The organism is Pseudomonas aylmerensis (assembly GCF_001702265.1).
GTDB classification, from domain to species: Bacteria; Pseudomonadota; Gammaproteobacteria; order Pseudomonadales; family Pseudomonadaceae; genus Aquipseudomonas; species Aquipseudomonas aylmerensis.
In genome coordinates, this window is the sequence record NZ_MAUE01000026.1 from 251,839 (window position 1) to 274,885 (window position 23,047).

Here is a 23,047-nt window from a genome sequence, read left to right on the forward strand (position 1 = left end):
CGCCATGAACGATCAATGGATCGACGTCTGCGCCGTGGGCGAAATAGACGAAGAAGACGTGATGCGCTTCGACCACGGACCACATACCTATGCGGTGTATCGCTCGGCCGAGAATGAATTTTTCGCCACCGCCGGCCTGTGCACCCACGAAAAAATCCACCTGGCCGACGGCCTGGTGATGGACCACGTGATCGAGTGCCCCAAGCACAACGGGCGTTTCGATTACCGCTCCGGCAAGGCCCTCGGCGCGCCGGTCTGCGTCAATCTCAAGACTTATCCGGTGCGGGTCGAAGCGGGGCGGGTGTTGCTCGCCGTCACGGCCGCAGGATGAACGACGCCCTGATCATCGTCGGCGCCGGCCATGCCGGTGGCCGTGCGGCGCTGACCCTGCGCGAAGAAGGCTACAGCGGGCGCCTGATCCTGATCGGCGATGAAGCGCATTTGCCCTACGAGCGCCCGCCGCTGTCCAAGGGCTTGTTGCAGGGCAGCATCGACCTGGCGGGGTGCAGCCTGTGCGACGAGGCGCGGCTGGCCGAGTTGGACATTGAACACATCGCCGGCAACCCGGTGCGCCAATTGGACCCCGCGCAGCAGCGCCTGCAATTGGCCGACGGCCAGTGGCTGGCCTATGCCGGGTTGCTGCTGGCCACCGGGGGCAGGGCGCGCCGCCTGCCCCAGGCCCAGGCGAATGTGTTGTACCTGCGCACCCACGATGAAGCGCTGGCCCTGAAAGCCGCGTTGCGCCCAGGCGCTCGGCTGGTGGTGATCGGTGGTGGCTTTATCGGCCTGGAGGTGGCGGCAACGGCGCGCGGCCTCGGGTGCGACGTCACCTTGCTGGAGGCTGGTCCACGCCTGGCCGGGCGCGTGCTGCCGCCGGTCATCTCTGAAGCCTTGCTGGACGTGCACCGCCTTCACGGCGTGGAGGTGCGCTTGAATGTGGCCCTGGAGTCCATCGACGCTGACGCGGTAGTGCTGGTCGATGGGCAACGGTTGCCCTGCGACCTGGTGGTGGTCGGTATCGGCATGCAGCCCAATATCGAATTGGCTGCAGCGGCGGGCTTGGACGTCGGGCAGGGCATTCGTGTCGACGCACACTTGCGCACCAGCGCGCCGAATGTCTACGCGGCCGGCGATGTCTGCGAGTTTCGTCTGGACGGCCAGTATCAGCGCCAGGAAACCTGGCGCAATGCCGAGGCCCAGGGCCGGCACGCCGCGCTGAACCTGCTGGGGCGCGAGCTGGCGTTCGAGTCGCTTCCCGGTTTCTGGTCCGACCAGTACGACTGGGGCTTGCAGACGGTGGGCGTGAGCACCGCGCTGACCGTCAGCCGACCCTTGCCCACGGGCGGCCTGCTGCTGTTCTACCTGGATGCCGAGCACCACCTGCAAGGCGCCTGCGGCTGGGCGCCGGGCAACAGCGTGGCCAAGGACATCAAGCTCTGCGAACGGCTGATCAGTGCACGCATCCCACTCAACCCCACCAGCCTGGCCGACCCCGACCTGTCGCTTAAACAATTGCTGCGAGGCTGATATGCGCCAATTTCTGGTATTTCAATCGCTGTGGGCCATGCAAACCGAGCCCGGTCCCCTGGAAGCACAGCTGGAGCGCATCGCCGCCGCCGGTTTCGATGGCGTCACCGACCATTACTGGAAAGCCGCGGATGTCGCGCGCCTGCACGCCGCCGCCAGCGCCTGCGGCTTGCAGATCGAGGGGCAGTTATTCCCGCAAACGGTGGATGATCTGGCGGCGGCGCTGGATGTCATCAGCCGTCATGGCTGCCATCACCTGACCCTGCAAGCCGATGTGCGGCCGCGCAGCCAGGCCGAGGCCGCCAGGCTGGTCGAAGGCTGGCAGCGCCTCGCCGAGCAGGTGGACTTTCCGGTGCTGCTGGAAACCCACCGTTATCGCCTCACCAATGACCTGTTGTTCACCCTCGACCTGCTGGCGCAGATGCCCGACCTGAAGCTGCTGGCGGACCTGTCGCACTACGTGGTCGGCCGCGAGTTGCCCGAGCCCGGGGCCGTCGAGGATGATCAACAGATACGCACGATCCTGCGTCACAGCTGGGGCTTCCATGGCCGCGTGGCGAGCAGCGAGCAGGTGCAGGTGTCGCTCGAATTTCCCCAGCATCAAGCGTGGGTCGAGCGGTTTACCGGCTGGTGGCGCTACGGCATCGAGGACTGGCTGGCGCGTCCCGACACCCCGCAGAGCCTGTCTTTCACCTGCGAACTCGGCCCGCCGCCCTATGCGATCACCGGCGCCGACGGTCGCGAGATCAGTGATCGCTGGGCCGAAGCGCTCAAGCTCAAGGCGTTGATTCGCGATGTGTGGCAGGAGTGTCAGAAATGATCTGCTAATCTGCGCGGGTTCACTCTCGCCCTTAGCCTGGATTTGCCCCATGCCGACTTCCTCCGTTCAGCCGCCTCTTGAGCCGCAGTCCGTCTGCCACCCGATCACCAGCAGCGCGATCTTCATGGTCGCCACCGTCACCCCAGGCCGTGAAGATCACGTGCGCGCCTGGTGCGCGGACATCGCCGGGCTGGTGCGTTCGGTGGGCAAGCGGGTGCCGGCGGGCAACTTGACCTGTGTCTGCGGGTTTGGCGCGGATGCCTGGGATCGATTGTTCGGCGCACCACGCCCGGCGGCGCTGCACCCGTTCCGGGAGTTCGGTGTGGAAGGGCGCATGGCGGTGTCGACGCCCGGCGATATCCTGCTGCATATCCGCGCCGAGCAGATGGACCTGTGCTTTGAACTCGCCACCCACGTGATGGCTGCGCTGGGCGACAGTGTCAAGGTGGTGGATGAAGTCCAGGGGTTTCGCTACTTCGACATGCGCAGCATCATCGGGTTTGTCGACGGCACGGAAAACCCGGTAGGCCGCAAGGCCGTGGGGTTCACCATCGTCGGCGCCGAAGACCCGGAATTCGAGGGCGGCAGCTATGTGCTGGTGCAGAAGTACCTGCACAACATGACAGCCTGGAACGGCCTGACAGTCGAAGCCCAGGAGAAGGTGATCGGGCGCACGAAACTCTCGGATATCGAGTTGGATGAGGAGACCAAGCCGAGCAACTCCCACAGCGCATTGACGGTCATCACCGACAAGAACGGCGAGGAAGTGAAAATCCTGCGTGACAACATGCCCTTCGGCCGCCCGGGTGCCGGCGAGTTCGGCACCTACTTCATCGGCTACGCACGCTCGCCGGAGCCGCTGGAGTTGATGCTGGAGAACATGTTCGTCGGCCGCCCGGTGGGCAACTATGACCGTTTGCTGGACTTCAGCACGGCGGTCACCGGCGGCCTGTTCTTCGTGCCCTCGGCCGACCTGCTGGAAGAGCTGGCCGACCGAACGATCGGGCAATAGCACGACCCAGGAAGTACGCATCCCAACTGTAGGCGCCGGCAAGCCGGCTACTACAGAAGCGGTTTTAGCTCAGCAAGCCGGTACTGACTGCGACGATCAGGAACACCCCGAGCAACGCGCGGTAAATCACAAACGGCCAGGTGGAGAACCGTTCCAAAAACTTCATCAGGCCCCAGATCGCAAAGAACGCCGAGACGCTGGCCACCACCAGGCCAAAGATCAGGTGCGGCCAGGCGTGTACGGGCATGTCGGCGTGCAGCAGCACCCACAGCTCTTTCAAGCCGGCAAGGGCGATGGCGGGCAGGCCGAGCAGGAACGAAAATCGCGCGGCTTCCTCGCGTTTGAAGTTGAGGAACAACGCGGCCGTCAGCGTCGAACCGGAGCGCGACACGCCGGGGATCAGCGCGCCGATCTGCGCAATGCCGACGATCAGTGCATCGCGCAGGCGCATCTGGCTCATGTCGCGGGTATGCCGGGCACGCACTTCGGCCACCGCCAGCAGCACGGCCATCACCACGCAGGAAATGCCGATCACCATCAGCCCGCGCAACGGCGAGTTGCAGGCGTTCAACGTCGAGGACAGGGCCAGGCCGGCAATGCCGATCGGAATGGTCGCCAGCACAATCGCCACCGCCAGCTTGAACCACTGATTGTCGTAGTCGCCCTGGCGCACCGCACCGATGCTGCCGGTGACCACCTGGCGCACATCACGCCAGAAATAACTGACCACCGCCGCCAGCGCCGCCAGCTGCATCGCCGCCGAAAACGCCGAGCCGGGATCCTGCCAGCCGAGCAGGGCGGGCACCACACGCATGTGGGCGGTGGACGACACCGGCAGCAGCTCGGTAATGCCCTGGATCACGCCCAGGATAAATATCTGCAGGTAATCCAGGGAGGCAAAGCCTACATCCAGGCCGGCGGAACAGACGTTTGTCAAAATGCATGTCCTTGGAGAAAAAGGGGAGGGCTGGCGGAGTTTATTCCAAATGTTTCAAAGTTTTAGGCCTCGCCAGACAAATCCGCATTCGGTTCAGCAAGCAGAAAGGTTAGACAATGTATTGGCCTGGCGAGAGGATTTGTGAACAATGGCGCCCTGCGTTTTTTCACCGAGACCCCCATGCCTGAAACCACTGTTGAACTGATCCAGACCGGGCCGGAAGACGCCGAGCTGATCCGCAATCTCTACCAGTACTACGCCTACGAGTCGTCGGACTGGGAGCAGGAAGACGTCGAGGCCGATGGCCGCTTCTACATCCACGACGAACACCTGACCCGTTACTGGCAGGATCCGCAGTGGAGCGCCAACCTGCTGCTGGTCGATGGCTATATCGCCGGCTTCCTGCTGATCGAAGGCAGTGAGTTGCCGGGCCTCGACGCCCTGGAACTGGCCGACCTGTTTATCCTCAAGCGCTATCGCCGCAAAGGCATTGGCCGCGCCATCGCCACGCAGGTGTTGTGCAGTGGCCACGCCAATTGGCTGGTGCGCTTCTATGACCAGGACGAAGTGTCCCAGGCGTTCTGGCGCACGGTGCTGGATAACCTGCCACGCCCGGTGCAGACCCTCGAGCTGGACGATGACCCGCAACTGGTGAGCTACCTGATTACCCGCGCGGCGCTGCACTGAACACAGGGTTGAACTCAAGGCGGCCAAGCCGCTCCTAGCCTCGTCGACCACCCTGGCCCTGAATTTCACAAGGATGCGAAATGCCTATGTCTGCTTCGATCAAGTACCTGGCGGCGGCTGCCGCACTGCTGATGCTCGGCGGTTGCGTGACCCTCTCGGGTGACTACAACGTCACGGCCGTCGACGTCTCCGGTGCGCCGATCCCGATGGTCATCACCAGCCACGGCAGTGCCATCTACTCGTCGCGCAACATGTTCTGCCAGAACTTCCCGAAAGCCACGGTGACCATCCGTGACCTCAACACCGGCGAAGAGCTCAAGAGCGAAAGTCCTTACCACTGCCGCTAGGGCAGGCGCGGGTTTGCCCCAACAGAGGCTTCGGCCTCTTTTTTGTTGCCTGGAGAAAAACACCGCTTAGTCGGCAATGTTTTTATATGCACAAAAAAACATTTACAAGCCGGGCTTGTACTGTGAATATGTCCCGGCGAATTTAAAAAAACAAAAAACATCCGCGGCACTGACCTCAGGCCAGGCCATAACAACAACGACCTAACACAGGCTTGAAGCCGGCTCCTGCCCCAGGCCGGTCTCTTCAGCGAAGGAGAACATCTCCCGTGAATCGCTTACTCAATGGCACGCTGTGCGTCACCCTCGCACTCGGCGCCGGCCTTGCGCAGGCCCAGACCACCTTGCGCGTCGGCTTGAATGCCGACATCCGCAGCACCGAGCCGGGCGTCAACCGTGACGAAAACACCGACACGGTGATGCTGCACATCGTCGAAGGCCTGGTGGCCCACCGTGAAGACGCCTCCGTCGGCCCGTTGCTGGCTCGTGAGGTGCAACGCTCCGCTGACGGCATGACCTACACCTTCAAGCTGCGCGACGGCGTGCACTTCCAGAATGGCGCGACCTTGACCGCCGCCGACGTGAAGTGGACCTGGGAGCGCTACCTCGACCCGAAAACCCAGTGGCGCTGCCTGGCCGAATTCGATGGCCGTGGCGGGGCGAAAATTACCGGCATCGATGCGCCGGACCCGCTGACCGTGGTGTTCCACCTCGACCAGCCCAGCGGCCTGTTCCTGGCTTCCATGGCGCGCCCCGATTGCGGCGGCAGCGGCATCCTGCACCGCGATTCGCTGGCGGCGGACGGCAGCTGGAAGGCGCCGATCGGCACCGGCCCGTTCAGCCTCGATGAATGGAAACCCGGCCAATACGTGGTGCTCTCGCGCTTCAAGGACTACAGCCCGCGCGACGAGGCCGGGCCGGATGGCTTTACCGGCAAGAAGACCGCATTGGTCGACGCCGTACGTTTCATGGTGATCCCCGACCCGTCATCGGCCAAGGCCGCGTTGATGTCCAACAACATCGACCTGCTGCCCAATGTCAGCGCCAGCGATGCCCAGGAGTTGAAAACCACGCCGGGTGTGCAGATCTCGTTCAGCCCGATCATGGCGATCTGCGGCTTGCTGTTCCAGACCAACGACCCACTGCTCAAGGATGTGCGCATCCGCCAGGCCATCGCCCATTCCCTGGACTACGGGCAAATGGTCAACGCCCTGTCCAACGGCACCTCGGAGCCGAACAACTCGGCCATCCCCCAGACCAGCCCGTTCTACAGCGCCACCGCCAGGCAGGGTTATCGCTATGACCCGCAGGAAGCCCAGCGCTTGCTCAGCGAGGCCGGCTACCACGGCCAGCCGATCAAGATGATCGTCAACAAACGCTATTCGCAGATGTTCGACATGGGCCTGCTCAGCCAGGCGATGGCGGTGGCCAGTGGCTTGAATATCCAGATGGAAACCCTGGAGTGGGGCACGCAGCTGGAGCGCTACCAGAGCGGCAACTACCAGATGATGGCGTTCTCTTATTCGTCGCGCCTCGACCCGGCCACCAGCTTCGATTCACTGATGGGCGACAAGAGCAAGGAGCCGCGCAAGGTCTGGGACAACCCCCAGGCGCAGGCGGTGCTGCGCGAAGCGGTGCGCGAGAGTGACACGGCCAGGCGCCAGGCGCTGTTCGACCAGTTGCACACGATGATGATCCACGACACGCCGATGGTGATCATCTACAACGGCACGGTCGCCGCAGCGCTGCGGGACAGCGTCAAGGGCTTCCATTCGTGGCCGGTGTCGTCGCCACGGTTGTGGGGCGTCAGCCTCGCTGCCCATTAACGAGGCCTGAGCATGTTGCGTTTTATCCTGCAAAAACTCGGGATGGCGATCCCGACGCTGTTGCTGATTTCGGTGATGGTCTTCGCCTTGATTCGCCTGATCCCGGGCGACCCGGCGCTGCTGATGCTCGGCGATATGGCCGACCCCCAGAGCCTGGCCGAGATGCGCCACACTCTGGGCCTGGATCACTCGTTGGTGACGCAGTTCCTGATCTGGTTCAAGGCGGTGTTGAGCTTTGACCTGGGCTTTTCCATCAGCACCAAGCAGGCGGTGTTGCCGCTGATCCTGGACCGCTTCAGCGTCAGCGCGACCATCGTGCTGGTGGCGGTGTTGTTCGCCACGCTGATCGCGGTGCCCATCGGCCTGATAGCCGCCTGGAAACAGAACACTGCGCTTGACCTCGGCCTGGTGTCGGTGGCGACCTTGCTGCTGTCGATCCCCAGCTTCTGGCTCGGCCTGCTGCTGCTGCATGCCTTTGGCATCCAGCTCGGCTGGCTGCCAGTGGTGGGCTACGTCAGTTTCGCCCAGGCGCCGTGGCAGGCGATCAGCTACATGGTGCTGCCGGTGGTGACCCTGACGCTGGTGGAAGTCGGCGCGATCACCCGCATGGCGCGGGCCAGCACCATTGAAGTATTGCGCCTGGAGTACATCGCCCATGCCCGCGCCAAGGGCTTGTCGGAGCGCGCGGTGCTGTGGAAACACGCATTGCCCAACGCCTTCGCCCCGACCTGGACCCTGGTGGGGCTGATCCTCGGCAACCTGCTGGGCGGCATCGCGGTGCTGGAAACCGTGTTCACCCTGCCAGGCATAGGCCGCTTGATGGTGGATGCGATTTTCGCCCGCGACTACCCGGTGCTGCAGGGCTGCCTGTTGCTGATCACCTTTATCTACGTGCTGGTCAACCTGTGTGTGGATCTGCTCTATCCGCTGTTCGATCCAAGGGTGAAGTTATGAGTTCGAGTATTGCCGTGCCCGTGCAGGCCAGGCGTCGACGCGTGTGGGCGCCGGCCAATGCCCTGATCGGCGGCGGGCTGCTGGTGGCCTTGATTGCGCTGGCGTTGATGGGCCTGGTGTGGTCACCGTTCGACCCGCTGAAAATCGACCTGATGTCGCGCTTCCAGGCGCCCTCGGCCACGCACTGGCTGGGCACCGACGAGTTCGGTCGCGACGTGTTCAGCCGCCTGTTGATCGGCGCGCGCACCAGCCTGTGGGTGAGCCTGCTGACGGTCAGCGTGGCCGTGCTGGCCGGCACCCTGATCGGCATGCTCGCCGGTTACCTACGCGGCTGGACCGACCGCGTGCTGATGATGTTCAACGATGCCTTGCTGGCGTTTCCGGGCATTCTCATGGCCCTGGGCATCATGGCGATCATCGGTGCGAGCAAATACGGGATCGTGCTCGCCTTGGGCATCGCCTACACGCCGTCGGTGGTGCGCGTGGTGCGCGGCACCGTGCTGTCCCTGCGCGAGCTGGAGTACATCGAAGCTTCGCGGGTGATCGGCAACTCCGAGCTGTACACCATGCTGCGGCACATCGCGCCGAACTGCCTGGCGCCGTTGTGTGTACTGGCCACCAGCATGTTCGGCTGGGCGCTGCTGTCGGAAAGCGCCTTGAGCTTCCTCGGCCTGGGCGTGCCGCCCCCGGCAGCGACCTGGGGCAACATGCTCGCGAGCAGCCGGCCGTATATCGCCTCGGCGCCGTGGCTGGGCGTGTTCCCCGGGCTGTTTATCTGCCTGACGCTGCTGGCGATCAACCTGTTTGGCGATGCCCTGCGCGATCGTCTCGACCCCCGGATGAGGAAGTGAAGATGTCCGCCAATCCTGTTTTGCTGAACGTCGAACACTTGCAGATCCGCGTGGGCGAACACGGCCCGCTGGCAGTCGACGACCTGAGTTTCAGCATCGCGCCCGGTGAAATCGTCGCGTTGGTGGGCGAGTCCGGCAGCGGCAAGACCATGGCCGCGCGCGCCGCCATCGGCCTGCTGCCGTTGCCCATGCAAGTCTGCGGCGGGCGCCTGGATTTCCAGGGCCGTGACCTGGCCAGCGTCAGCCCCGAGGAGCTGCGCGCGATTCGTGGCGCGAGCATCGGCATGGTGTTCCAGGAACCAATGGTGTCGCTCAATCCGGCGCTGAAGATCGGCCAGCAGATGAGCGAAGCGCTGAGGCTGCACACCGACCTCGACCCGCCGCAGATCCGCGAGCGTTGCCTGACCATGCTGCGGCGCATCGGCATCAAGGCCGCCGAGCGCTGCCTGGAATCCTATCCGCACCAGTTTTCCGGCGGCATGCGCCAACGCATCATGCTGGCCTCGGTGATGCTGCTGCGTCCGGCGCTGTTGATTGCCGACGAGCCCACCACCGCACTGGACTGCCTGGCGCAGCTGGACGTGATCGAGCTGATGCTGGAACTGACCCGCGAGCAGGGCACGGCCATTCTGTTTATCAGCCATGACCTGTCCCTGGTCGCCCGTTATGCGCACAAGGTGGTGGTAATGCGTCACGGCCAGGCGGTGGAGCAGGGCACGATTGAAGATATCCTGCTGGCGCCCAAGGCCGAGTACACCCGCCAGTTGCTGGAGGCGTTGCCGCGGCGCGGCGTGCTGGCGCCATTGCCGGCCAGCAACGGGCCGTTGGTGGAAGTGGACCAGGTGTGCATCGAGCACCCGGGGCCGACCTCGTTCTGGGGCAAGCGCCAGCACACCCGTGTGGTGCACTCCGCGAGCCTGGTGATTGCCCCCGGCGAAACCCTGGCGCTGGTGGGCGGCAGCGGCTCGGGCAAGACCACCCTCGGGCGCTCGCTGGTCGGCCTGATCAAACCTTGCGCCGGTGCGATCCGCTTCAAGGGCGTGGACATCCTCAAGGCCGCCAACCGCACGCACCGCCTGCAATGCCAGATGATCTTCCAGGACCCGTATTCGTCCCTGAACCCGCGGATGAAAATCGGCGACATCCTCGCCGAACCGCTGCGTCACGAACCCGGCCTGAACGCCGCCCAGCGACGTGAGCGGGTGGCGCAGACCCTCCAGGACATCGGCCTGGGCGAGCAGTTTGTCGAGCGTTTCCCCCATCAGCTCTCCGGCGGCCAGCGCCAGCGCGTCGCCATCGGCCGCGCCCTGGTGCGCCACCCGCAACTGGTGATCGCCGACGAGCCGATTTCGGCGCTGGACATGACTATCCAGAAGCAGATTCTCGAGCTGTTCGAACGCCTGCAGGCGCAGTACGGCTTTGCCTGCCTGTTCATTTCCCATGACCTCGCGGCGGTGGAGCGCATTGCCCATCGGGTGGCGGTGATGCACCAGGGCACTGTGGTGGAAGTGGGGGCGCGCGAACAGATTTTCGACCATCCGCAGCACCCGTACACCCGGCAATTGCTGGCCGCCGCCAGCCCGCTGGAGAAACTGCCGGACGGCGGCTACCGAATACGACCGGCGATTTAACCCCCTGATTTCACCCGGCGTGCAGGCCTTCAAACCCTGCGCGATGGGGAATGTCGTGCCCAGAAAAACAATAAGACCTACTCACCGATAACGACTGCCAGGAGCCAAGAACATGCATAACAACAACCTCAACCTGATCCTGAAGGGCGTCGGCCTCATGAGCGGGGGCCTGCTGTGCGTCCCGGCCCAGGCGGACTTCATCAAGGACAGCAAGGCTGATCTGGAACTGAAGAACTACTACTTCAACCGTGATTATCGCGAGGACGCCGGGCAATCCAAGCGCGAGGAATGGGCTCAGGGTTTTATCCTCAACCTGAAGTCGGGCTTCACCGAAGGCACCGTGGGCTTTGGGGTGGACGTGGTCGGCATGCTCGGCCTGAAACTCGATTCCAGCCCGGACCGCTCGGGCTCCGGCCTGTTGTCGCGGGACAACGACGCGACGCCGGGCAAGCCGAGTTATGCCAAGCGTGCCCACGATGAATATTCCAAGTATGGCGTGACCGGCAAGGTGCGCTTTGCCCAGAGCGAACTGCGCAGCGGCTACCTGCTGCCGGACCTGCCGACCTTGCAACCGAACACCAGCCGGCTGTTCCCGCAGACTTTTCGTGGCACCCAGGTGACCTCGACGGACATCGCCGGGCTGGCGTTGATCGGTGGGCAGATCGACCAGACCAAACAGCGCGAGTCCACCGACTACGAAGACATGGCGCTGACCAGCCAGAGCGGCGCCTACAAAAGCTCCGGCAAGAGTGACCGCTTCCGCTTTGCCGGCGGCGACTACAAGCTTACGCCGGGCATGACCCTCACCTATCACTTTGCGCAACTGGAGGACATCTACCAGCAGCATTTCGTCGGGATGAAAAACAGTTTCGCCCTGGGCGGCGGCACCCTCAAGACCGACATCCGCTACTTCGATGCGGACAAGTCCGGTGCGGGGCTTGCAGGCAAGGTCGACAACCGCGCGCTGAGTACGCGGGCGATGTTCAGCTACAAGGGCCACAGCGTTGGCGGGGGGTATCAGGAGCAGTATGGCGAGACGCCGTTTACCTATGTGGACGGGACCAATACCTACCTGTTTTCCGAGTACCAGTTGAGCAACTTCTCGCAGACCAACGAGCGCGTCTGGCATGCGCGGTATGACTTCGACTTTGCCGCGTTGGGCGTGCCGGGGCTGACGTTTTCGACGCGTTGGGCCAAGGGCGACCAGGCCGAGGTGAAGGGGTTTGTGGGGGAGGGCCGTGAGTGGGAGCGCGATATTGACCTGGGCTATGTGTTTCAGTCCGGGGCGCTCAAAGGGGTGTCGTTGCGCTGGCGCAATGGGTTGAGCAAGGCTAACTATCTCCGGGATATGAATGAGAACCGGGTGATTGTTGGCTATACCGTGGCGCTCTGGTGATGCGAGTGGGGGCGACTCGGTCTGAATGTGGGAGCCGGCTTGCCTGCGATGGCGGTATGTCGGCGTACCGCTCCATTCCTGCGTCTGGGTTTGCGGTCTGGGACCGTGCGCCTAGGCGAAACAGGGATGCCCACCGGGGCAACCCGTCATCCCTTGTTCCGCGCCACCCGCAACTTGCTGGCCACATCCAGGTGTCGATGCAGCAGCGTCGACGCCCACTCGTTATCGCCTTGCTCCAGCGCATCGAGGATTGCCAGGTGTTCCTGGCACGAGACTTTCACGCGTTCCACGTTGTTCACCGTGTGGAACTCGGTCAGCCGCCGCAAGCGGTTCTGTTGCTGGATCGCCTGCAGGATGTAGCCGTTGCCGGAGGCGGCTGCGAGCAGTTCGTGGAATTCGGCGTTGCATTCGATAAAGCGCTGCCCGTCGACCTTGCCTTCGAGCAGTTCCATCTGGCGCTCGCGGCAGCGGCGGAAGTGTTCCGGGTGGATCTTGAAGGTCGGTTCCAGCAGCCCGGCCGGCTCCAGCAGCATGCGGAAGCGGTAGCTCTCGAAGCGCGTCTGCGGGCTGTTCAGCGTCGGCAGGAATTGCCAGCCATGCCCGTGCTTGCGCTGCATCACGCCTTCATCCGAGAGCCGCAGCAGGCAGCGGCGCAACACACTTTTGCCAACGCCGTAGCGGCGCAGCAAATCACTTTCGGAAATCTGGTCGGGCAGCACCTGGTTCAGCCGGTCGTCGATCAGCCGCGTGTACAGCTGGTCCTCTTCGTTGTGCAACTCACTGAATTGCTGCGCCAGGCCATCGGTTGCCTGCAGCGGGACGCGATAGCCCTGCTGCGGCAGCGGCTCGATGGCCTGCTGTTCGGCCAGGTAGGAAAGCGCACTGCGGATCGGCGAGCGCGATACGCCCAGGCGCTGCGCCAGTTCCACTTCCTTGAGGTGCATACCGGGTTGCAGGTCGCCGCTGGCGATGGCGGCAAGGATCTGCCCGGCGACTTTGGTCTGCAGCGAAGTGAGTGGGGCCATGGTGCGAAGTCTTTCCTGTGACAGGGGAGGCAAGGATACCCGGAAAAGCTGAATTATAGGCGGCTCAAATACATCAGCGCCGCGTCGATCAAATCTTTATCTGCATTATTTGAAATATAAAAACATCCAGAGGACCCATCATGACTTACATCCCGCTGCCCCGGGCCCTGCCCACCGAACGCGGCGTCGACCCGGCCGGCATTCTCGATTTCCTCCGGGCCGTGGCCGAGGCCGGCCTGGAGCTGCACAGTTTCATGCTGTATCGCCAGGGCGCAGTGGTGGCCGAGGCCTTCTGGCGGCCTTATTCGGCGCACCGCCCCCACGTGCAGCATTCGGCAACCAAGAGCTGGACCGCCACCGCCGTCGGCCTGTTGATCGATGACGGGCGCCTGAGCCTAGACGCCAAGGTCGTGAGCTTCTTCCCCGAGCTGTGCCCGCAACCTGTCAGTGCGAACCTTGCGGCGATGACGGTCGAGGATCTGCTGACCATGCGCACCGGCCACACCCGCGGTATTTCCGGCGGTGACTGGCGCAACCTGCAAAGCAGTTGGGTCGAGGCGTTTCTGAAGGAGCCGGTGGACGAGCCGCCGGGCCAGTCGTTCATCTACAGCAGTGCCTCGAGTTTCATGCTCTCGGCTATCGTCACCCAGGTCACCGGGCAGACCCTGCACGCGTTGTTGCAGGCGCGCGTCCTCGATCACCTGGGCCTCGACCGCCTGGAGTGGGACCTGGCGCCAGGCGGGTTCAACGCCGGTGGCAACGGCTTGAGCTGCACCAGCGAAGACTCGCTGAAGTTCGGCGTGCTGCACCTCAACCGTGGCCAATGGCAGGGCCGCCAGTTGCTCTCGCCACAGTGGGTCGACGACGCCACGCGCAACCAGGTGCAGGATGTGTGGATGGGCGAATTCGACGGCAAGCAGTACCTGCCGCGCGACAAGAACAAAGCCAACGAAGCCCAGCGCGAAGGCTATGGCTACCAGTGGTGGATGACCGAGCACGGTGGCTACTACGCCTCTGGCGTGTTCGGCCAGCAGTGCATCGTGCTGCCGGCACAGGACACGGTCATCGTGTTCACCTGCGGCCTGCGCCTGGGTGAAAAGCGCTTGCACCAGGCGCTGTGGCAACACCTGTTCCCGGCGCTGGGCCGCGCGAGTGCGGATGCCCAGGGCAGCCAGGCGCAATTGGACGCGCTGATTGACGAGCTGCACCTGCCGACGTTGCAAGGCCTGAAAAGCTCGCCCGCCAGTACCACCCTGCAAGGCCGTTTCAGCATCGAGCCCAATGAAGACGGCGTGCGCGAACTGGCTTTTGATTTCCATCCCGATCACTGCGACTTCACCCTCGTCGACCACCGTGGCACCCATCACCTGCGCGCGGGTTTCCAGCAGCCGCTGGAGTCGATCACCAGCCTCACCGGCAATTACCTGCACCACCAATACCAGCCGGAGCAGACCCCGGTGGTCGCCCAGGCCTGCTGGACTGCCGAGGGCGAGTTGCGCATGGACTGGCGCTTTGTTGAAACCGCCTTCGGCGACCACGTCAGTTGCCGCTTGCATCACGGCCGCCTGCACTTCGCGCGCGGCGTCAATACCAATGCCGGCGCCTTGCAGCGCCCGACCCTGATCGGCACGCGCATCGCGTCTTAAGGAGTACACCCATGACCTCTTCCTTGTGGGCGCCATTTACCGCCATGCGCCCGTTCAACCGCGCGCCGATGCTGTTTGATCGCGCCGCCGGCATGCATTACACCACCACTGATGGGCGCCAGGTGCTCGACGCCATGGCCGGGCTCTGGTGCGTCAACGCCGGTCACGGCCAGGCGCGGATTGTCGAGGCGATTCGCGAAGCGGCGGGGCGCCTGGACTTTGTGTCCTCGTTCAAGATGAGCCATCCCGCCGCACTGACCCTGGCCGATCGGCTGGTGGCCAGCGCCCCGGACGGCCTGGATAAAGTGTTCTTTACCAACTCCGGCTCGGAAGCGGTGGACACCGCGCTGAAGATCGCCCGTGCCTACCATCAGGCCCGCGGCGATTGCCGCCGCACCAAACTGATCGGCCGCGCCAAGGGTTACCACGGCATGGGCTTTGGCGGGCTGTCGGTGTCCGGCATTGGCCGGCAGAAACGCGACTTCGGGCCGCTGCTCGGCGACGTCGCGCACCTGCCGCTGCCCTATGATGCCGGCTCGCGTTTCAGCCACGGCCAACCGGAGCAAGGCGTGCAGTATGCGGACGCCTTGCTGCACCTGCTGGAGATTCACGACCCGGCCACGGTGGCGGCGGTGATTGTCGAGCCGGTGACCGGTTCCGGCGGGGTGTATGCGCCGCCACTCGGCTACCTGCAACGCCTGCGCGAGCTGTGTGATCGGCATGGCGTGCTGCTGATTTTCGACGAGGTGATCACCGGTTTCGGCCGTGTCGGCCACAGCTTCGCTGCCCAGGCGTTTGGCGTGACCCCGGACCTGATGACCCTGGCCAAGGGCCTCACCAACGGTGCGGTGCCGATGGGCGGCGTGCTGGTCAGTGGCGCTGTGTATGAGGCCTTCATGCAAGGCCCGGAGCAGGCGATTGAATTGATGCACGGCTACACCTATTCCGCCCATCCGCTGGCGTGCGCCGCAGGTCTCGCGACCCTTGAAGTGCATCAAGAGTTGGGCATCAACGCCCATGTGCAGCAGATCGCCCCGCTGTGGCAAACCACTGCGCTGGCGCTGCGCGAACAGCCGCTGGTGCTTGATGTGCGTGCGATTGGCCTGCTGTGTGCCGTCGAACTCAAGCCCCGCGACGGGGCGCCGGGGGCACGCGCGGCCGAGGTGGCCCAGCGCTGTTTCGATGCAGGCGTGCTGGTGCGCGCGTCCGGAGAAAATATCGTGTTGTCGCCGCCGCTGATCCTCGACCAGGAACAACTTGCGCTGATCTTCCACACCCTGGCGCAGGCCCTTGAGGCGACGCGATGAACCACCGGGATTTCTATATCGACGGGCAGTGGGTCAAGCCCTTGGGCACCGAGACCCTGGCAGTGATCGACCCGTCCACCGAGTGCGCGGTCGCGACCATCAGCCTGGGCACGCTTGGCGACCTCGACCGGGCAGTGGCTGCCGCCCGGCGCGCCTTCGATCACTACAGCCAGTGGACGCGGGAGCAGCGCCTGGCGCTGCTGGCGGCGATCATCGAGGGCTATCGCGAACACAGCGAGGCCCTGGCGCAGTGCGTGCACCAGGAGATGGGCGCGCCCTTGTCACTGGCGCGCAGTGCCCACGTGCCGGCCGGGCTGGGCCACTTGCAGCGGGCCTATGCGGTGCTCGAAGACTACGCGTTCGACCGCACCCACGGCAGCACGCTGATCAGTCGCGAGCCGATCGGCGTGTGCGGCCTGATCACGCCCTGGAACTGGCCGCTCAACCAGCTCACCTGCAAGCTCGCCCCGGCCTTGGCGGCGGGCTGCACGATGGTGCTCAAGCCCAGTGAAAAGGCGCCGCTGTCGGCCATGCTGCTGGCCGATATCCTGCACCGCGCCGGGGTGCCCAAGGGCGTGTTCAACCTGGTCAACGGTTACGGGCCGACGGTCGGCGACGGCATGGCGCGGCATGCCGGTATCGACATGCTGTCCTTCACCGGCTCCACCGGCGCGGGCATCGCGGTGGCCAAGGCGGCGGCGGACACGGTCAAGCGCGTGTCGCAGGAACTGGGCGGCAAGTCGGCCAACCTGATCCTGGCCGATGCCGACCTGGAGGCGGCGGTGCGCCATGGTGTCAGCAGCTGTTTTCGCAACAGCGGGCAGTCGTGCAATGCGCCGACGCGAATGTTGGTGCCACGGGCGTTGCAGGCGAGGGCGGTGGCGATTGCACAGGCAGTCGCCGCGCAGGTCTGCTTCGACGACAGCCACCCCGCCACGGCCATGGGACCCTTGGCCAATCAGGCGCAGTTCGAGCGGGTGCAGGCGTTGCTCGCGGCCGTCGATAGCCCGCCCGTCTGCGGCGGCGTGGGACGCCCGCACGGGGTGACGACGGGTTTCTACGCCAGGCCCACGATCTTCGCCGATGTCGATCCAGACACACCGATTGCCCGCGAGGAAGTGTTCGGCCCGGTGCTGGTGATCATCCCCTACGACAGCGAAGACCAGGCGATTGCCATTGCCAATGACAGCCCTTACGGGCTCTCGGGCTATGTCACCGCCGGCAGCCTGGAGCGTGCACGTGCCGTGGCCCGGCGCCTGCGCACCGGCATGGTCCATCTCAACGGCAGCAAGGCCGACAACGGCGCACCGTTCGGCGGCTACAAGCAGTCGGGCAATGGCCGCGAATGGGGCGTGTTCGGGCTGGAGGACTATCTGGAAGTGAAGTCACTGTTCGGCTACCAGCCTAGCCCGGATTGAACAACGCCTGTTGCATCGCCTGCGGCGGCTGGCCGAAGGCGCGCAGGAAGGCCTGGCGCATGCGCTCGCGGTCGCCGAAGCCGGTTTCGCGGGCGACGACTTCCACCGGGTGGCGGCTGGTCTCCATCATTGCCCGCGCGGCTTCCACGCGCAGCGACTCGATGGCCTTGGCCGGCGTCTGCCCGGTTTCCTCGCGAAACACGCGGCTGAACTGGCGCGGGCTGAGCCGGGCGACCTCGGCCAGGGCTTCCACCGACAGGTCGTGGGTGAGGTTTTCGCGGGCGTAGGCCAGGGCCAATTGCACGCGGTCGGACTTGGGGTCCAGTTCCAGCAAGGCCGACAGCTGCGACTGCTCGCTGCCCCGGCGCTGGGCAATCACCAGCTTGCGTGCGATGCGCCGCGCAAGATCGCTGCCCAGGTCGTTCTCGACCATCGCCAGCGCGAGGTCGACCCCGGCACTCATGCCGGCGCCGGTCCAGATCTGGCCGTCGACCACGAACAGCTTGTCTTCTTCCAGGTGGATAGCCGGGTAACGCTTGCGAAAGGCCGGTGCGTGAATCCAGTGGGTGGTGGTGCGCTTGCCCTCCAGCAGGCCGGCTTCGGCCAGTACAAAGATGCCCATGCACAACGAGGCGATCCGCCGCGATTGCGCAGAGGCGGCCTTGACCAGTTCCAGCAGGCTCAGCTCCGGCAGGCGAAACTCCATGTAGCCGCTGACAATCAGCGTGTCATAGCCTTCGGCGCGCACTTGGGTGGTGTTCACCGAGAAACCCTGGGACGCCATCACCGCACCGCCATTCTCCGACACCAGGTGAAACTCATAAGCCGGTTCGCCGCGCAGCAGGTTCGCGCACTCGAACACCGACCCGACGCTGAGACTCAGGCATTCGAAGTTCGGGTAAACCATCAGCGCAACGCTGTGCATCGCATCTCTCCAGGAGCGTGGGAGAGGCGATTGTCGGCGGCTGCCGGGAAAACGGCAACCGCCTTTGCGGCGTGTCCGGAATCCTTGCGGATATGACATTGTGAGCGGCTGGCCCCATCCCTAACATTCACCCAACGACGAGACGACTGGTCTAATCGGACGGGATGAAGACATGAGCAACGAAACCAGAAGTGCACGGCAGATCATTCTTGACAGTGCACGGCCGATTGTCGGCGCCAAGGGATTTTCTGCGGTCGGCCTGAACGAAATACTGCAAGCCGCCGAAGTGCCTAAAGGCTCGTTCTATCACTACTTCACGTCCAAGGACGCGTTTGGCGTGGTCCTGCTCGACACCTACTTCGACCAGTACGTGCAGGGCATGGAACAGCTGTTCAACCAGACGGGTTTGTCCCAGCACGCCAAATTGATGCGCTACTGGCAGTGCTGGATCGACAACCAGACGGGCTGCACCGATGCCGGCAAATGCCTTGCCGTCAAACTCGGCGCGGAGGTGTCAGACCTATCAGAGCCCATGCGCCTGGCATTGCAGCGGGGCACCTCACGCACCATCGATTTACTCGCCGTAGCCATGCAGCGCGGCGTGCAGGACGGCTCGCTGTTGCTCGAACACAGCCCGCAGGTCCTGGCCCGGCAGCTGTACGCGTTATGGCTGGGCGCCAGCGTCATGAGCAAGATCACCCGCACACCCGCGCCTTTTGACGAGGCGTTGTTGCTGACCCGACAGCTGTTGGGTCGCCCTGAAAACCCTGACATTCACATCGATCGAGGCACTGGAAAATGAAAGTATTAATGGTACTGACCTCTCACGACCAGCTTGGCGACACCGGCCGCAAGACCGGCTTCTGGCTCGAAGAATTTGCTGCACCGTATTACGTGTTCAAGGACGCCGGTGCCGAACTGGTGCTGGCTTCCCCGGCCGGCGGCCAGCCGCCGCTCGACCCGGTGAGTGATCAGCCGGATGCGCAAACCGAGCAGACCCGCCGCTTCGCCGCCGACCCGGCTGCACAGCAGGCGCTGGCTACTACCGTCAAGCTGGACACGGTCAACGCGGACGACTTCGACACGGTGTTCTACCCAGGTGGGCACGGCCCGCTGTGGGACCTGGCGGAATCGCCGACCTCCATCGCGCTGATCGAAGCGTTCGAACGTGCCGGCAAGCCCATCGGCTTTGTCTGCCATGCACCGGGGGCCTTGCGTCACGTCAAGGCGGTGAATGGCGAGCCGCTGGTCAAGGGCCGTCGCGTCACCGGCTTCTCCAACTCGGAAGAAGCGGCGGTGGGCCTCACCGATGTGGTGCCGTTCCTGATCGAAGATGATTTCAAGAAACTCGGCGGCCACTATGAGAAGGGCGCTGATTGGGCTTCTTTTGTCCTCGAAGATGGTTTGTTGATCACCGGGCAGAACCCTGCCAGTTCCAGCGATGTGGCCAAGGCCCTGCTGAAACTCACCGCCTGAGCTAACTAACTGCAGTCACTCCTTGGCGACGCGCAAGCGTCGCCAACGCTTTTGTTCGTCCTGAATTTGGAAAATTTCACATGACCCAGCCTGTTTTAAGTACGCCGGTCACCCTCGGCCACCACACATTGAACAACCGGGTCGTACTGCCGCCCCTGACCCGCCAGCGCAGTGCCCAACCTGGCGATATCGCCACCGCGCTGATGGCCGAGTACTACCGCCAGCGTGCCGGTGCCGGTTTCATGGTCAGCGAGGGCACGCAGATCGAGCCCCGTGGCCAGGGCTACGCGTGGACGCCGGGGATTTATTCGGCGGCGCAGATTGATGGCTGGCGCACGGTCACTGATGCCGTGCATGCCGACGGCGGGGTGATCTTTGCCCAGCTTTGGCACGTCGGCCGTGTGTCGCACAACGCGTTGCAGCCTGAGGGCGCGGCGCCGGTCGCACCCTCGGCGATTGCCGCGCTGCAGGCCAAGGCCTTTATCGAAACCGGGCCTGGCGTCGGCGAGCTGAAGCAACCGCCGGTGCCGCGCGCCTTGACCACGCTTGAGGTCAAGGCATTGGTCGCGCAGTACGCCCAGGCTGCCCGCAATGCGCTGGACGCCGGCTTTGACGGGGTGGAAATCCACTCGGCGAACGGTTACCTGGTCAACCAGTTCATCTCGGCGCATGCCAACCAGCGTGATGATGAATACGGTGGCTCGCTGGATAACCGCCTGCGGTTCCTGCGCGAGATTGTTGAAGCGGTGTGCCAAGTGGTCGGCCCGGAACGCCTGGGCGTGCGGTTTTCTCCGTTGTTCAGCGGCACCGACCAGGACCGCGTGTACATCGGCCTGGTCGAGGAAGACCCGCATCACACCTATATCGAGGCGATCAAGGTGCTGGAGGCGTCGGGTATTGCTTACCTGTCCATCGCCGAAGCCGACTGGGACAACGCGCCCGACCTGCCCGACAGCTTCCGCCAGGCTGTGCGCGAGACGTTCAGCGGGCGGATCATTTACGCCGGGCGCTACACCGCCGAACGCGGCGCGCGCCTGGTCGAGGCGGGGCTGGCGGACCTGATCGCATTCGGGCGGCCGTTCATTGCCAACCCGGACCTGCCGCAGCGGATCTTCAAGGGCTGGCCGTTGAATCCGCTGCGCGAAGAGGGGATGTACGGTGGGGGAGAAGCAGGTTATATCGACTACCCCACCTACCTCGGGTAATCACGCCGCCAATCCGGGAGGGGTTGCCCGCTGATTACGCCACCCGCAACACGATCTTGCCGATGTGGTCCCCACCTTCCATGCGCGCATGGGCCTGGGCCGCATCGGTGTATTCGTAGACTTTATCGATGATCGGCAGGCAGCGCCCGGCGGCCAGTACCGGCCACACGTGCTCACGCAACTGCGCGGCAATCGCGGCCTTTTCGTCCTTGGTTCGCGAGCGCAGCAGCGAGCCGGTGATGATCGCGCGCTTGGCCATGATGGTCAGCAGGTCGACGTCATTGCCCTTGCCGCCACCGAGGAAGCCCAGCATCACCAGGCGACCTTCCATGGCCAGGGCCTTGAGGTTATTGCTCAGGTACGAGCCGCCCATGATATCCAGCACCACGTTGACGCCCTTGTCGGCGGTTTTTTCGGCGATGACCTGGGCAAAGTCCTGCTCGCGGTAATTGATCGGCTCGCCGCCCAGTTTGGCAATCGCGGCGCACTTGTCGGCACTGCCGGCCGTGGCAAACGCCTGGAGGCCAAACTCGCGGCAGAGCATCAGCGCGGTGGTGCCGATGCCGCTGGTGCCGCCGTGGATCAGCGCACGCTGGCCTTCGTGGGCGCCGCCCAGGCCGAACAGGTTGGCCCACACGGTGAAGAACGTTTCCGGCACGGCGGCGGCTTGAATCCAGTCCATGCCTTGCGGGATCGGCAGCGCCTGGGTGGCCGGCACGCTGCAAAACTGTGCATAGCCGCCGCCATTGGTCAGGGCGCAGACCTTGTCGCCCACGGCGTATTCGCTGACACCGTCACCCAGCGCCACCACTTCACCGGCGATTTCCAGGCCGGGGATCGGGCTCATGCCGGGTTTCATCGGGTACTTGCCGGCGCGTTGCAACGCATCCGGGCGATTGACGCCGGCGGCATGCACGCGGACCAGGATCTCGCCGGGGCCTGCGACCGGCACATCGGCGCGGCGCGGTTGCAGCACTTCAGGGCCGCCGGGGGCGGTGATTTCGATCAGGGTCATTTCTTTGGGAAGTGTCATTTGAGCCTACCTGCAGCGATGAACGTATGGGTTGGGACCGTGGCGAGGGGGCGGCGGTTCAGCACGATCGTGCCCGGCGACCGCGCGAGATTCGAGCGCGTAAAAAAAGGCCGGGCAAGCCCGGCCGATAAAGGCAGACATTAACTCAGCGTTTTAGGAACGCCAACAGATCTTCGTTCAACTGCTGGGCGTGGGTCACCGCGAACCCGTGGGGCGCGTCCTTGTACACCTTCAGTTGGGCGCCCTTGATCAACTCCGCCGCCACTTTGCCGGTGGTCTCGAACGGCACGATCTGGTCGCCATCGCCATGGATCACCAGGGTGGGTACGTCGATCTTCGCCATGTCCGGGCGGAAGTCGGTTTCGGCGAACGCGGTGACGCAATCCACCGTGGCCTTGAGCGAGGCCAGCAGGGCGATTTGCAGGGTCTGGGTCTGCACGCCTTGGGAGACGACCTGGCCCTTGTTGATGCCATAGAACGGTGCGTTGAAATCGCTGATGAACTGCGCGCGATCCTTCAGCAGCTCGGTCTTGAACCCTGCGAACACATCGAGCGGGACACCCTGCGGATAGTCGGGCTTCTGGCCGAACAACGGGGTGACGGCGCCCAGCAGCACCAGGCCGGCCACCCGTGCGCTGCCGTGGCGGGCGATGTAGCGGGCCACATCGCCGCCGCCCATGGAGAAGCCCACCAGGGTCACGTCCTCGAGGTCCAGGTGTTCGATCAACTGGGCGATGTCGTCGGCGAAGGTGTCGTAGTCGTTGCCGGTCCAGGGTTGGTCCGAGCGACCAAAGCCACGACGGTCAAAGGCGATGGTGCGATAGCCGCGGCTGCTGAGGTATTCCATCTGGTATTCCCACATGTCGGCGTCCAGTGGCCAACCGTGGCTGAACAACACCGGTTTACCGCTGCCCCAGTCCTTGAAATAGATCTGGGTACCGTCTTTTGCAACAAATGTGCTCATGCAAAAACTCCTGGTTGAGGGGGCTGAAAGACTCTAGCGCACTATTGCGTGAAACCGGACGAA

The 23,047-nt window shown here is 64.2% G+C and carries 22 protein-coding genes; 17 read left to right on the top strand and 5 right to left on the bottom strand.

What is annotated here, in order from left to right; genetic code table 11:
- Positions 1-4 precede the first annotated feature (4 nt).
- The 4 genes from BBG20_RS18755 to BBG20_RS18770 are packed head-to-tail and all read left to right on the top strand — an operon-like array spanning position 5 to position 3,359.
- Positions 5-331 carry a MocE family 2Fe-2S type ferredoxin gene (locus tag BBG20_RS18755; protein WP_065905839.1) on the top strand — a complete coding sequence of 109 codons (327 nt, stop codon included), beginning with the start codon at positions 5-7 and terminating at the stop codon, positions 329-331.
- Positions 328-1,527, top strand: a complete 1,200-nt coding sequence (locus BBG20_RS18760; RefSeq protein WP_065905842.1) for an NAD(P)/FAD-dependent oxidoreductase — start codon at positions 328-330, stop codon at positions 1,525-1,527. Before BBG20_RS18755 ends, BBG20_RS18760 begins: the two co-directional genes overlap by 4 nt.
- 1 nt (position 1,528) lies before the next feature.
- On the top strand, positions 1,529-2,347 hold the full coding sequence (locus BBG20_RS18765) for a sugar phosphate isomerase/epimerase family protein (RefSeq protein ID WP_065905844.1): 819 nt from the start codon (positions 1,529-1,531) through the stop codon (positions 2,345-2,347).
- Between the two features lie 49 nt (positions 2,348-2,396).
- Positions 2,397-3,359, top strand: coding sequence for a Dyp-type peroxidase (locus BBG20_RS18770; protein WP_065905847.1), 963 nt, complete (start codon positions 2,397-2,399; stop codon positions 3,357-3,359).
- A gap of 64 nt (positions 3,360-3,423) precedes the next feature.
- Here the strand turns inward: BBG20_RS18770 and BBG20_RS18775 are convergent, their stop codons facing one another.
- Positions 3,424-4,296, bottom strand: coding sequence for an undecaprenyl-diphosphate phosphatase (locus tag BBG20_RS18775; RefSeq protein WP_065905849.1), 873 nt, complete (start codon positions 4,294-4,296; stop codon positions 3,424-3,426).
- 180 nt (positions 4,297-4,476) lie between these two features.
- Between BBG20_RS18775 and BBG20_RS18780 the strand changes: the two genes are divergently transcribed.
- The 7 genes from BBG20_RS18780 (at position 4,477) to BBG20_RS18810 (ending at position 11,985) form a co-directional block, all read left to right on the top strand.
- Positions 4,477-4,983: a GNAT family N-acetyltransferase gene (locus BBG20_RS18780; RefSeq protein ID WP_065906117.1), complete on the top strand. Its 507-nt coding sequence runs from the start codon at positions 4,477-4,479 to the stop codon at positions 4,981-4,983.
- Between the two features lie 80 nt (positions 4,984-5,063).
- Positions 5,064-5,330, top strand: a complete 267-nt coding sequence (locus BBG20_RS18785) for a hypothetical protein (RefSeq protein ID WP_226940003.1) — start codon at positions 5,064-5,066, stop codon at positions 5,328-5,330.
- A 266-nt stretch (positions 5,331-5,596) separates the two neighbouring features.
- On the top strand, positions 5,597-7,153 hold the full coding sequence (locus BBG20_RS18790; protein ID WP_065905851.1) for an ABC transporter substrate-binding protein: 1,557 nt from the start codon (positions 5,597-5,599) through the stop codon (positions 7,151-7,153).
- Positions 7,154-7,165: 12 nt separating this feature from the next.
- On the top strand, positions 7,166-8,107 hold the full coding sequence (locus tag BBG20_RS18795) for an ABC transporter permease (protein WP_065905853.1): 942 nt from the start codon (positions 7,166-7,168) through the stop codon (positions 8,105-8,107).
- The gene (locus tag BBG20_RS18800; protein WP_065905855.1) at positions 8,104-8,958 is read left to right on the top strand and encodes an ABC transporter permease; all 855 of its coding nucleotides are present in this window, start codon (positions 8,104-8,106) and stop codon (positions 8,956-8,958) included. The genes BBG20_RS18795 and BBG20_RS18800 overlap by 4 nt, the downstream gene beginning before the upstream one ends.
- 2 nt (positions 8,959-8,960) lie before the next feature.
- A complete protein-coding gene (locus tag BBG20_RS18805) occupies positions 8,961-10,589 on the top strand; it encodes an ABC transporter ATP-binding protein (RefSeq protein WP_065905857.1) in 1,629 nt (542 codons plus the stop codon).
- A 157-nt stretch (positions 10,590-10,746) separates the two neighbouring features.
- A complete protein-coding gene (locus BBG20_RS18810) occupies positions 10,747-11,985 on the top strand; it encodes an OprD family porin (RefSeq protein ID WP_404940346.1) in 1,239 nt (412 codons plus the stop codon).
- Between the two features lie 146 nt (positions 11,986-12,131).
- Here BBG20_RS18810 and BBG20_RS18815 read toward each other — a convergent pair whose 3' ends face one another.
- Positions 12,132-13,010 (bottom strand): GntR family transcriptional regulator, encoded by an 879-nt coding sequence (locus BBG20_RS18815; RefSeq protein ID WP_065905861.1) that lies wholly within the window; start codon positions 13,008-13,010, stop codon positions 12,132-12,134.
- Between the two features lie 140 nt (positions 13,011-13,150).
- Here BBG20_RS18815 and BBG20_RS18820 point away from each other — a divergent pair, with 140 nt between their 5' ends.
- From BBG20_RS18820 to BBG20_RS18830, 3 genes are read left to right on the top strand one after another with little or no spacing between them, the layout of a single operon-like run.
- The gene (locus tag BBG20_RS18820) at positions 13,151-14,656 is read left to right on the top strand and encodes a serine hydrolase domain-containing protein (RefSeq protein WP_065905863.1); all 1,506 of its coding nucleotides are present in this window, start codon (positions 13,151-13,153) and stop codon (positions 14,654-14,656) included.
- A gap of 11 nt (positions 14,657-14,667) precedes the next feature.
- Entirely contained in the window at positions 14,668-15,963 is a 1,296-nt protein-coding gene (locus tag BBG20_RS18825; protein ID WP_065905865.1) for an aminotransferase class III-fold pyridoxal phosphate-dependent enzyme, read from the top strand.
- Complete coding sequence (locus tag BBG20_RS18830; protein ID WP_065905868.1) at positions 15,960-17,381, top strand: aldehyde dehydrogenase family protein; 1,422 nt, start codon at positions 15,960-15,962, stop codon at positions 17,379-17,381. The genes BBG20_RS18825 and BBG20_RS18830 overlap by 4 nt, the downstream gene beginning before the upstream one ends.
- Here the strand turns inward: BBG20_RS18830 and BBG20_RS18835 are convergent.
- Positions 17,368-18,306 carry a GlxA family transcriptional regulator gene (locus BBG20_RS18835; RefSeq protein WP_065905870.1) on the bottom strand — a complete coding sequence of 313 codons (939 nt, stop codon included), beginning with the start codon at positions 18,304-18,306 and terminating at the stop codon, positions 17,368-17,370. The genes BBG20_RS18830 and BBG20_RS18835 overlap by 14 nt on opposite strands.
- A 172-nt stretch (positions 18,307-18,478) precedes the next feature.
- Here BBG20_RS18835 and BBG20_RS18840 point away from each other — a divergent pair, with 172 nt between their 5' ends.
- From BBG20_RS18840 to BBG20_RS18850, 3 genes are all read left to right on the top strand, one after another.
- Positions 18,479-19,108, top strand: a complete 630-nt coding sequence (locus BBG20_RS18840; RefSeq protein ID WP_065905872.1) for a TetR/AcrR family transcriptional regulator — start codon at positions 18,479-18,481, stop codon at positions 19,106-19,108.
- Complete coding sequence (locus tag BBG20_RS18845; protein ID WP_065905875.1) at positions 19,105-19,782, top strand: type 1 glutamine amidotransferase domain-containing protein; 678 nt, start codon at positions 19,105-19,107, stop codon at positions 19,780-19,782. Before BBG20_RS18840 ends, BBG20_RS18845 begins: the two co-directional genes overlap by 4 nt.
- 80 nt (positions 19,783-19,862) lie before the next feature.
- Complete coding sequence (locus BBG20_RS18850) at positions 19,863-20,987, top strand: alkene reductase (RefSeq protein ID WP_065905880.1); 1,125 nt, start codon at positions 19,863-19,865, stop codon at positions 20,985-20,987.
- A 34-nt stretch (positions 20,988-21,021) separates the two neighbouring features.
- On the opposite strand, the gene BBG20_RS18855 is transcribed toward BBG20_RS18850, so the two are convergent.
- Positions 21,022-22,020 carry an NAD(P)H-quinone oxidoreductase gene (locus BBG20_RS18855; RefSeq protein ID WP_065905882.1) on the bottom strand — a complete coding sequence of 333 codons (999 nt, stop codon included), beginning with the start codon at positions 22,018-22,020 and terminating at the stop codon, positions 21,022-21,024.
- Between the two features lie 145 nt (positions 22,021-22,165).
- Positions 22,166-22,984, bottom strand: a complete 819-nt coding sequence (locus BBG20_RS18860; protein ID WP_065905884.1) for an alpha/beta fold hydrolase — start codon at positions 22,982-22,984, stop codon at positions 22,166-22,168.
- Positions 22,985-23,047: the final 63 nt, after the last annotated feature.

Bases quoted from the DNA above. Each gene is read 5' to 3' on its own strand.
- BBG20_RS18755 (WP_065905839.1), top strand. From the start codon at position 5: ATGAACGATCAATGGATCGACGTCTGCGCCGTGGGCGAAATAGACGAA.
- BBG20_RS18760 (WP_065905842.1), top strand. From the start codon at position 328: ATGAACGACGCCCTGATCATCGTCGGCGCCGGCCATGCCGGTGGCCGT.
- BBG20_RS18765 (WP_065905844.1), top strand. From the start codon at position 1,529: ATGCGCCAATTTCTGGTATTTCAATCGCTGTGGGCCATGCAAACCGAG.
- BBG20_RS18770 (WP_065905847.1), top strand. From the start codon at position 2,397: ATGCCGACTTCCTCCGTTCAGCCGCCTCTTGAGCCGCAGTCCGTCTGC.
- BBG20_RS18780 (WP_065906117.1), top strand. From the start codon at position 4,477: ATGCCTGAAACCACTGTTGAACTGATCCAGACCGGGCCGGAAGACGCC.
- BBG20_RS18785 (WP_226940003.1), top strand. From the start codon at position 5,064: ATGCCTATGTCTGCTTCGATCAAGTACCTGGCGGCGGCTGCCGCACTG.
- BBG20_RS18795 (WP_065905853.1), top strand. From the start codon at position 7,166: ATGTTGCGTTTTATCCTGCAAAAACTCGGGATGGCGATCCCGACGCTG.
- BBG20_RS18800 (WP_065905855.1), top strand. From the start codon at position 8,104: ATGAGTTCGAGTATTGCCGTGCCCGTGCAGGCCAGGCGTCGACGCGTG.
- BBG20_RS18805 (WP_065905857.1), top strand. From the start codon at position 8,961: ATGTCCGCCAATCCTGTTTTGCTGAACGTCGAACACTTGCAGATCCGC.
- BBG20_RS18810 (WP_404940346.1), top strand. From the start codon at position 10,747: ATGAGCGGGGGCCTGCTGTGCGTCCCGGCCCAGGCGGACTTCATCAAG.
- BBG20_RS18815 (WP_065905861.1), bottom strand. From the start codon at position 13,010: ATGGCCCCACTCACTTCGCTGCAGACCAAAGTCGCCGGGCAGATCCTT.
- BBG20_RS18820 (WP_065905863.1), top strand. From the start codon at position 13,151: ATGACTTACATCCCGCTGCCCCGGGCCCTGCCCACCGAACGCGGCGTC.
- BBG20_RS18825 (WP_065905865.1), top strand. From the start codon at position 14,668: ATGACCTCTTCCTTGTGGGCGCCATTTACCGCCATGCGCCCGTTCAAC.
- BBG20_RS18830 (WP_065905868.1), top strand. From the start codon at position 15,960: ATGAACCACCGGGATTTCTATATCGACGGGCAGTGGGTCAAGCCCTTG.
- BBG20_RS18835 (WP_065905870.1), bottom strand. From the start codon at position 18,306: ATGCACAGCGTTGCGCTGATGGTTTACCCGAACTTCGAATGCCTGAGT.
- BBG20_RS18840 (WP_065905872.1), top strand. From the start codon at position 18,479: ATGAGCAACGAAACCAGAAGTGCACGGCAGATCATTCTTGACAGTGCA.
- BBG20_RS18845 (WP_065905875.1), top strand. From the start codon at position 19,105: ATGAAAGTATTAATGGTACTGACCTCTCACGACCAGCTTGGCGACACC.
- BBG20_RS18850 (WP_065905880.1), top strand. From the start codon at position 19,863: ATGACCCAGCCTGTTTTAAGTACGCCGGTCACCCTCGGCCACCACACA.
- BBG20_RS18855 (WP_065905882.1), bottom strand. From the start codon at position 22,020: ATGACACTTCCCAAAGAAATGACCCTGATCGAAATCACCGCCCCCGGC.
- BBG20_RS18860 (WP_065905884.1), bottom strand. From the start codon at position 22,984: ATGAGCACATTTGTTGCAAAAGACGGTACCCAGATCTATTTCAAGGAC.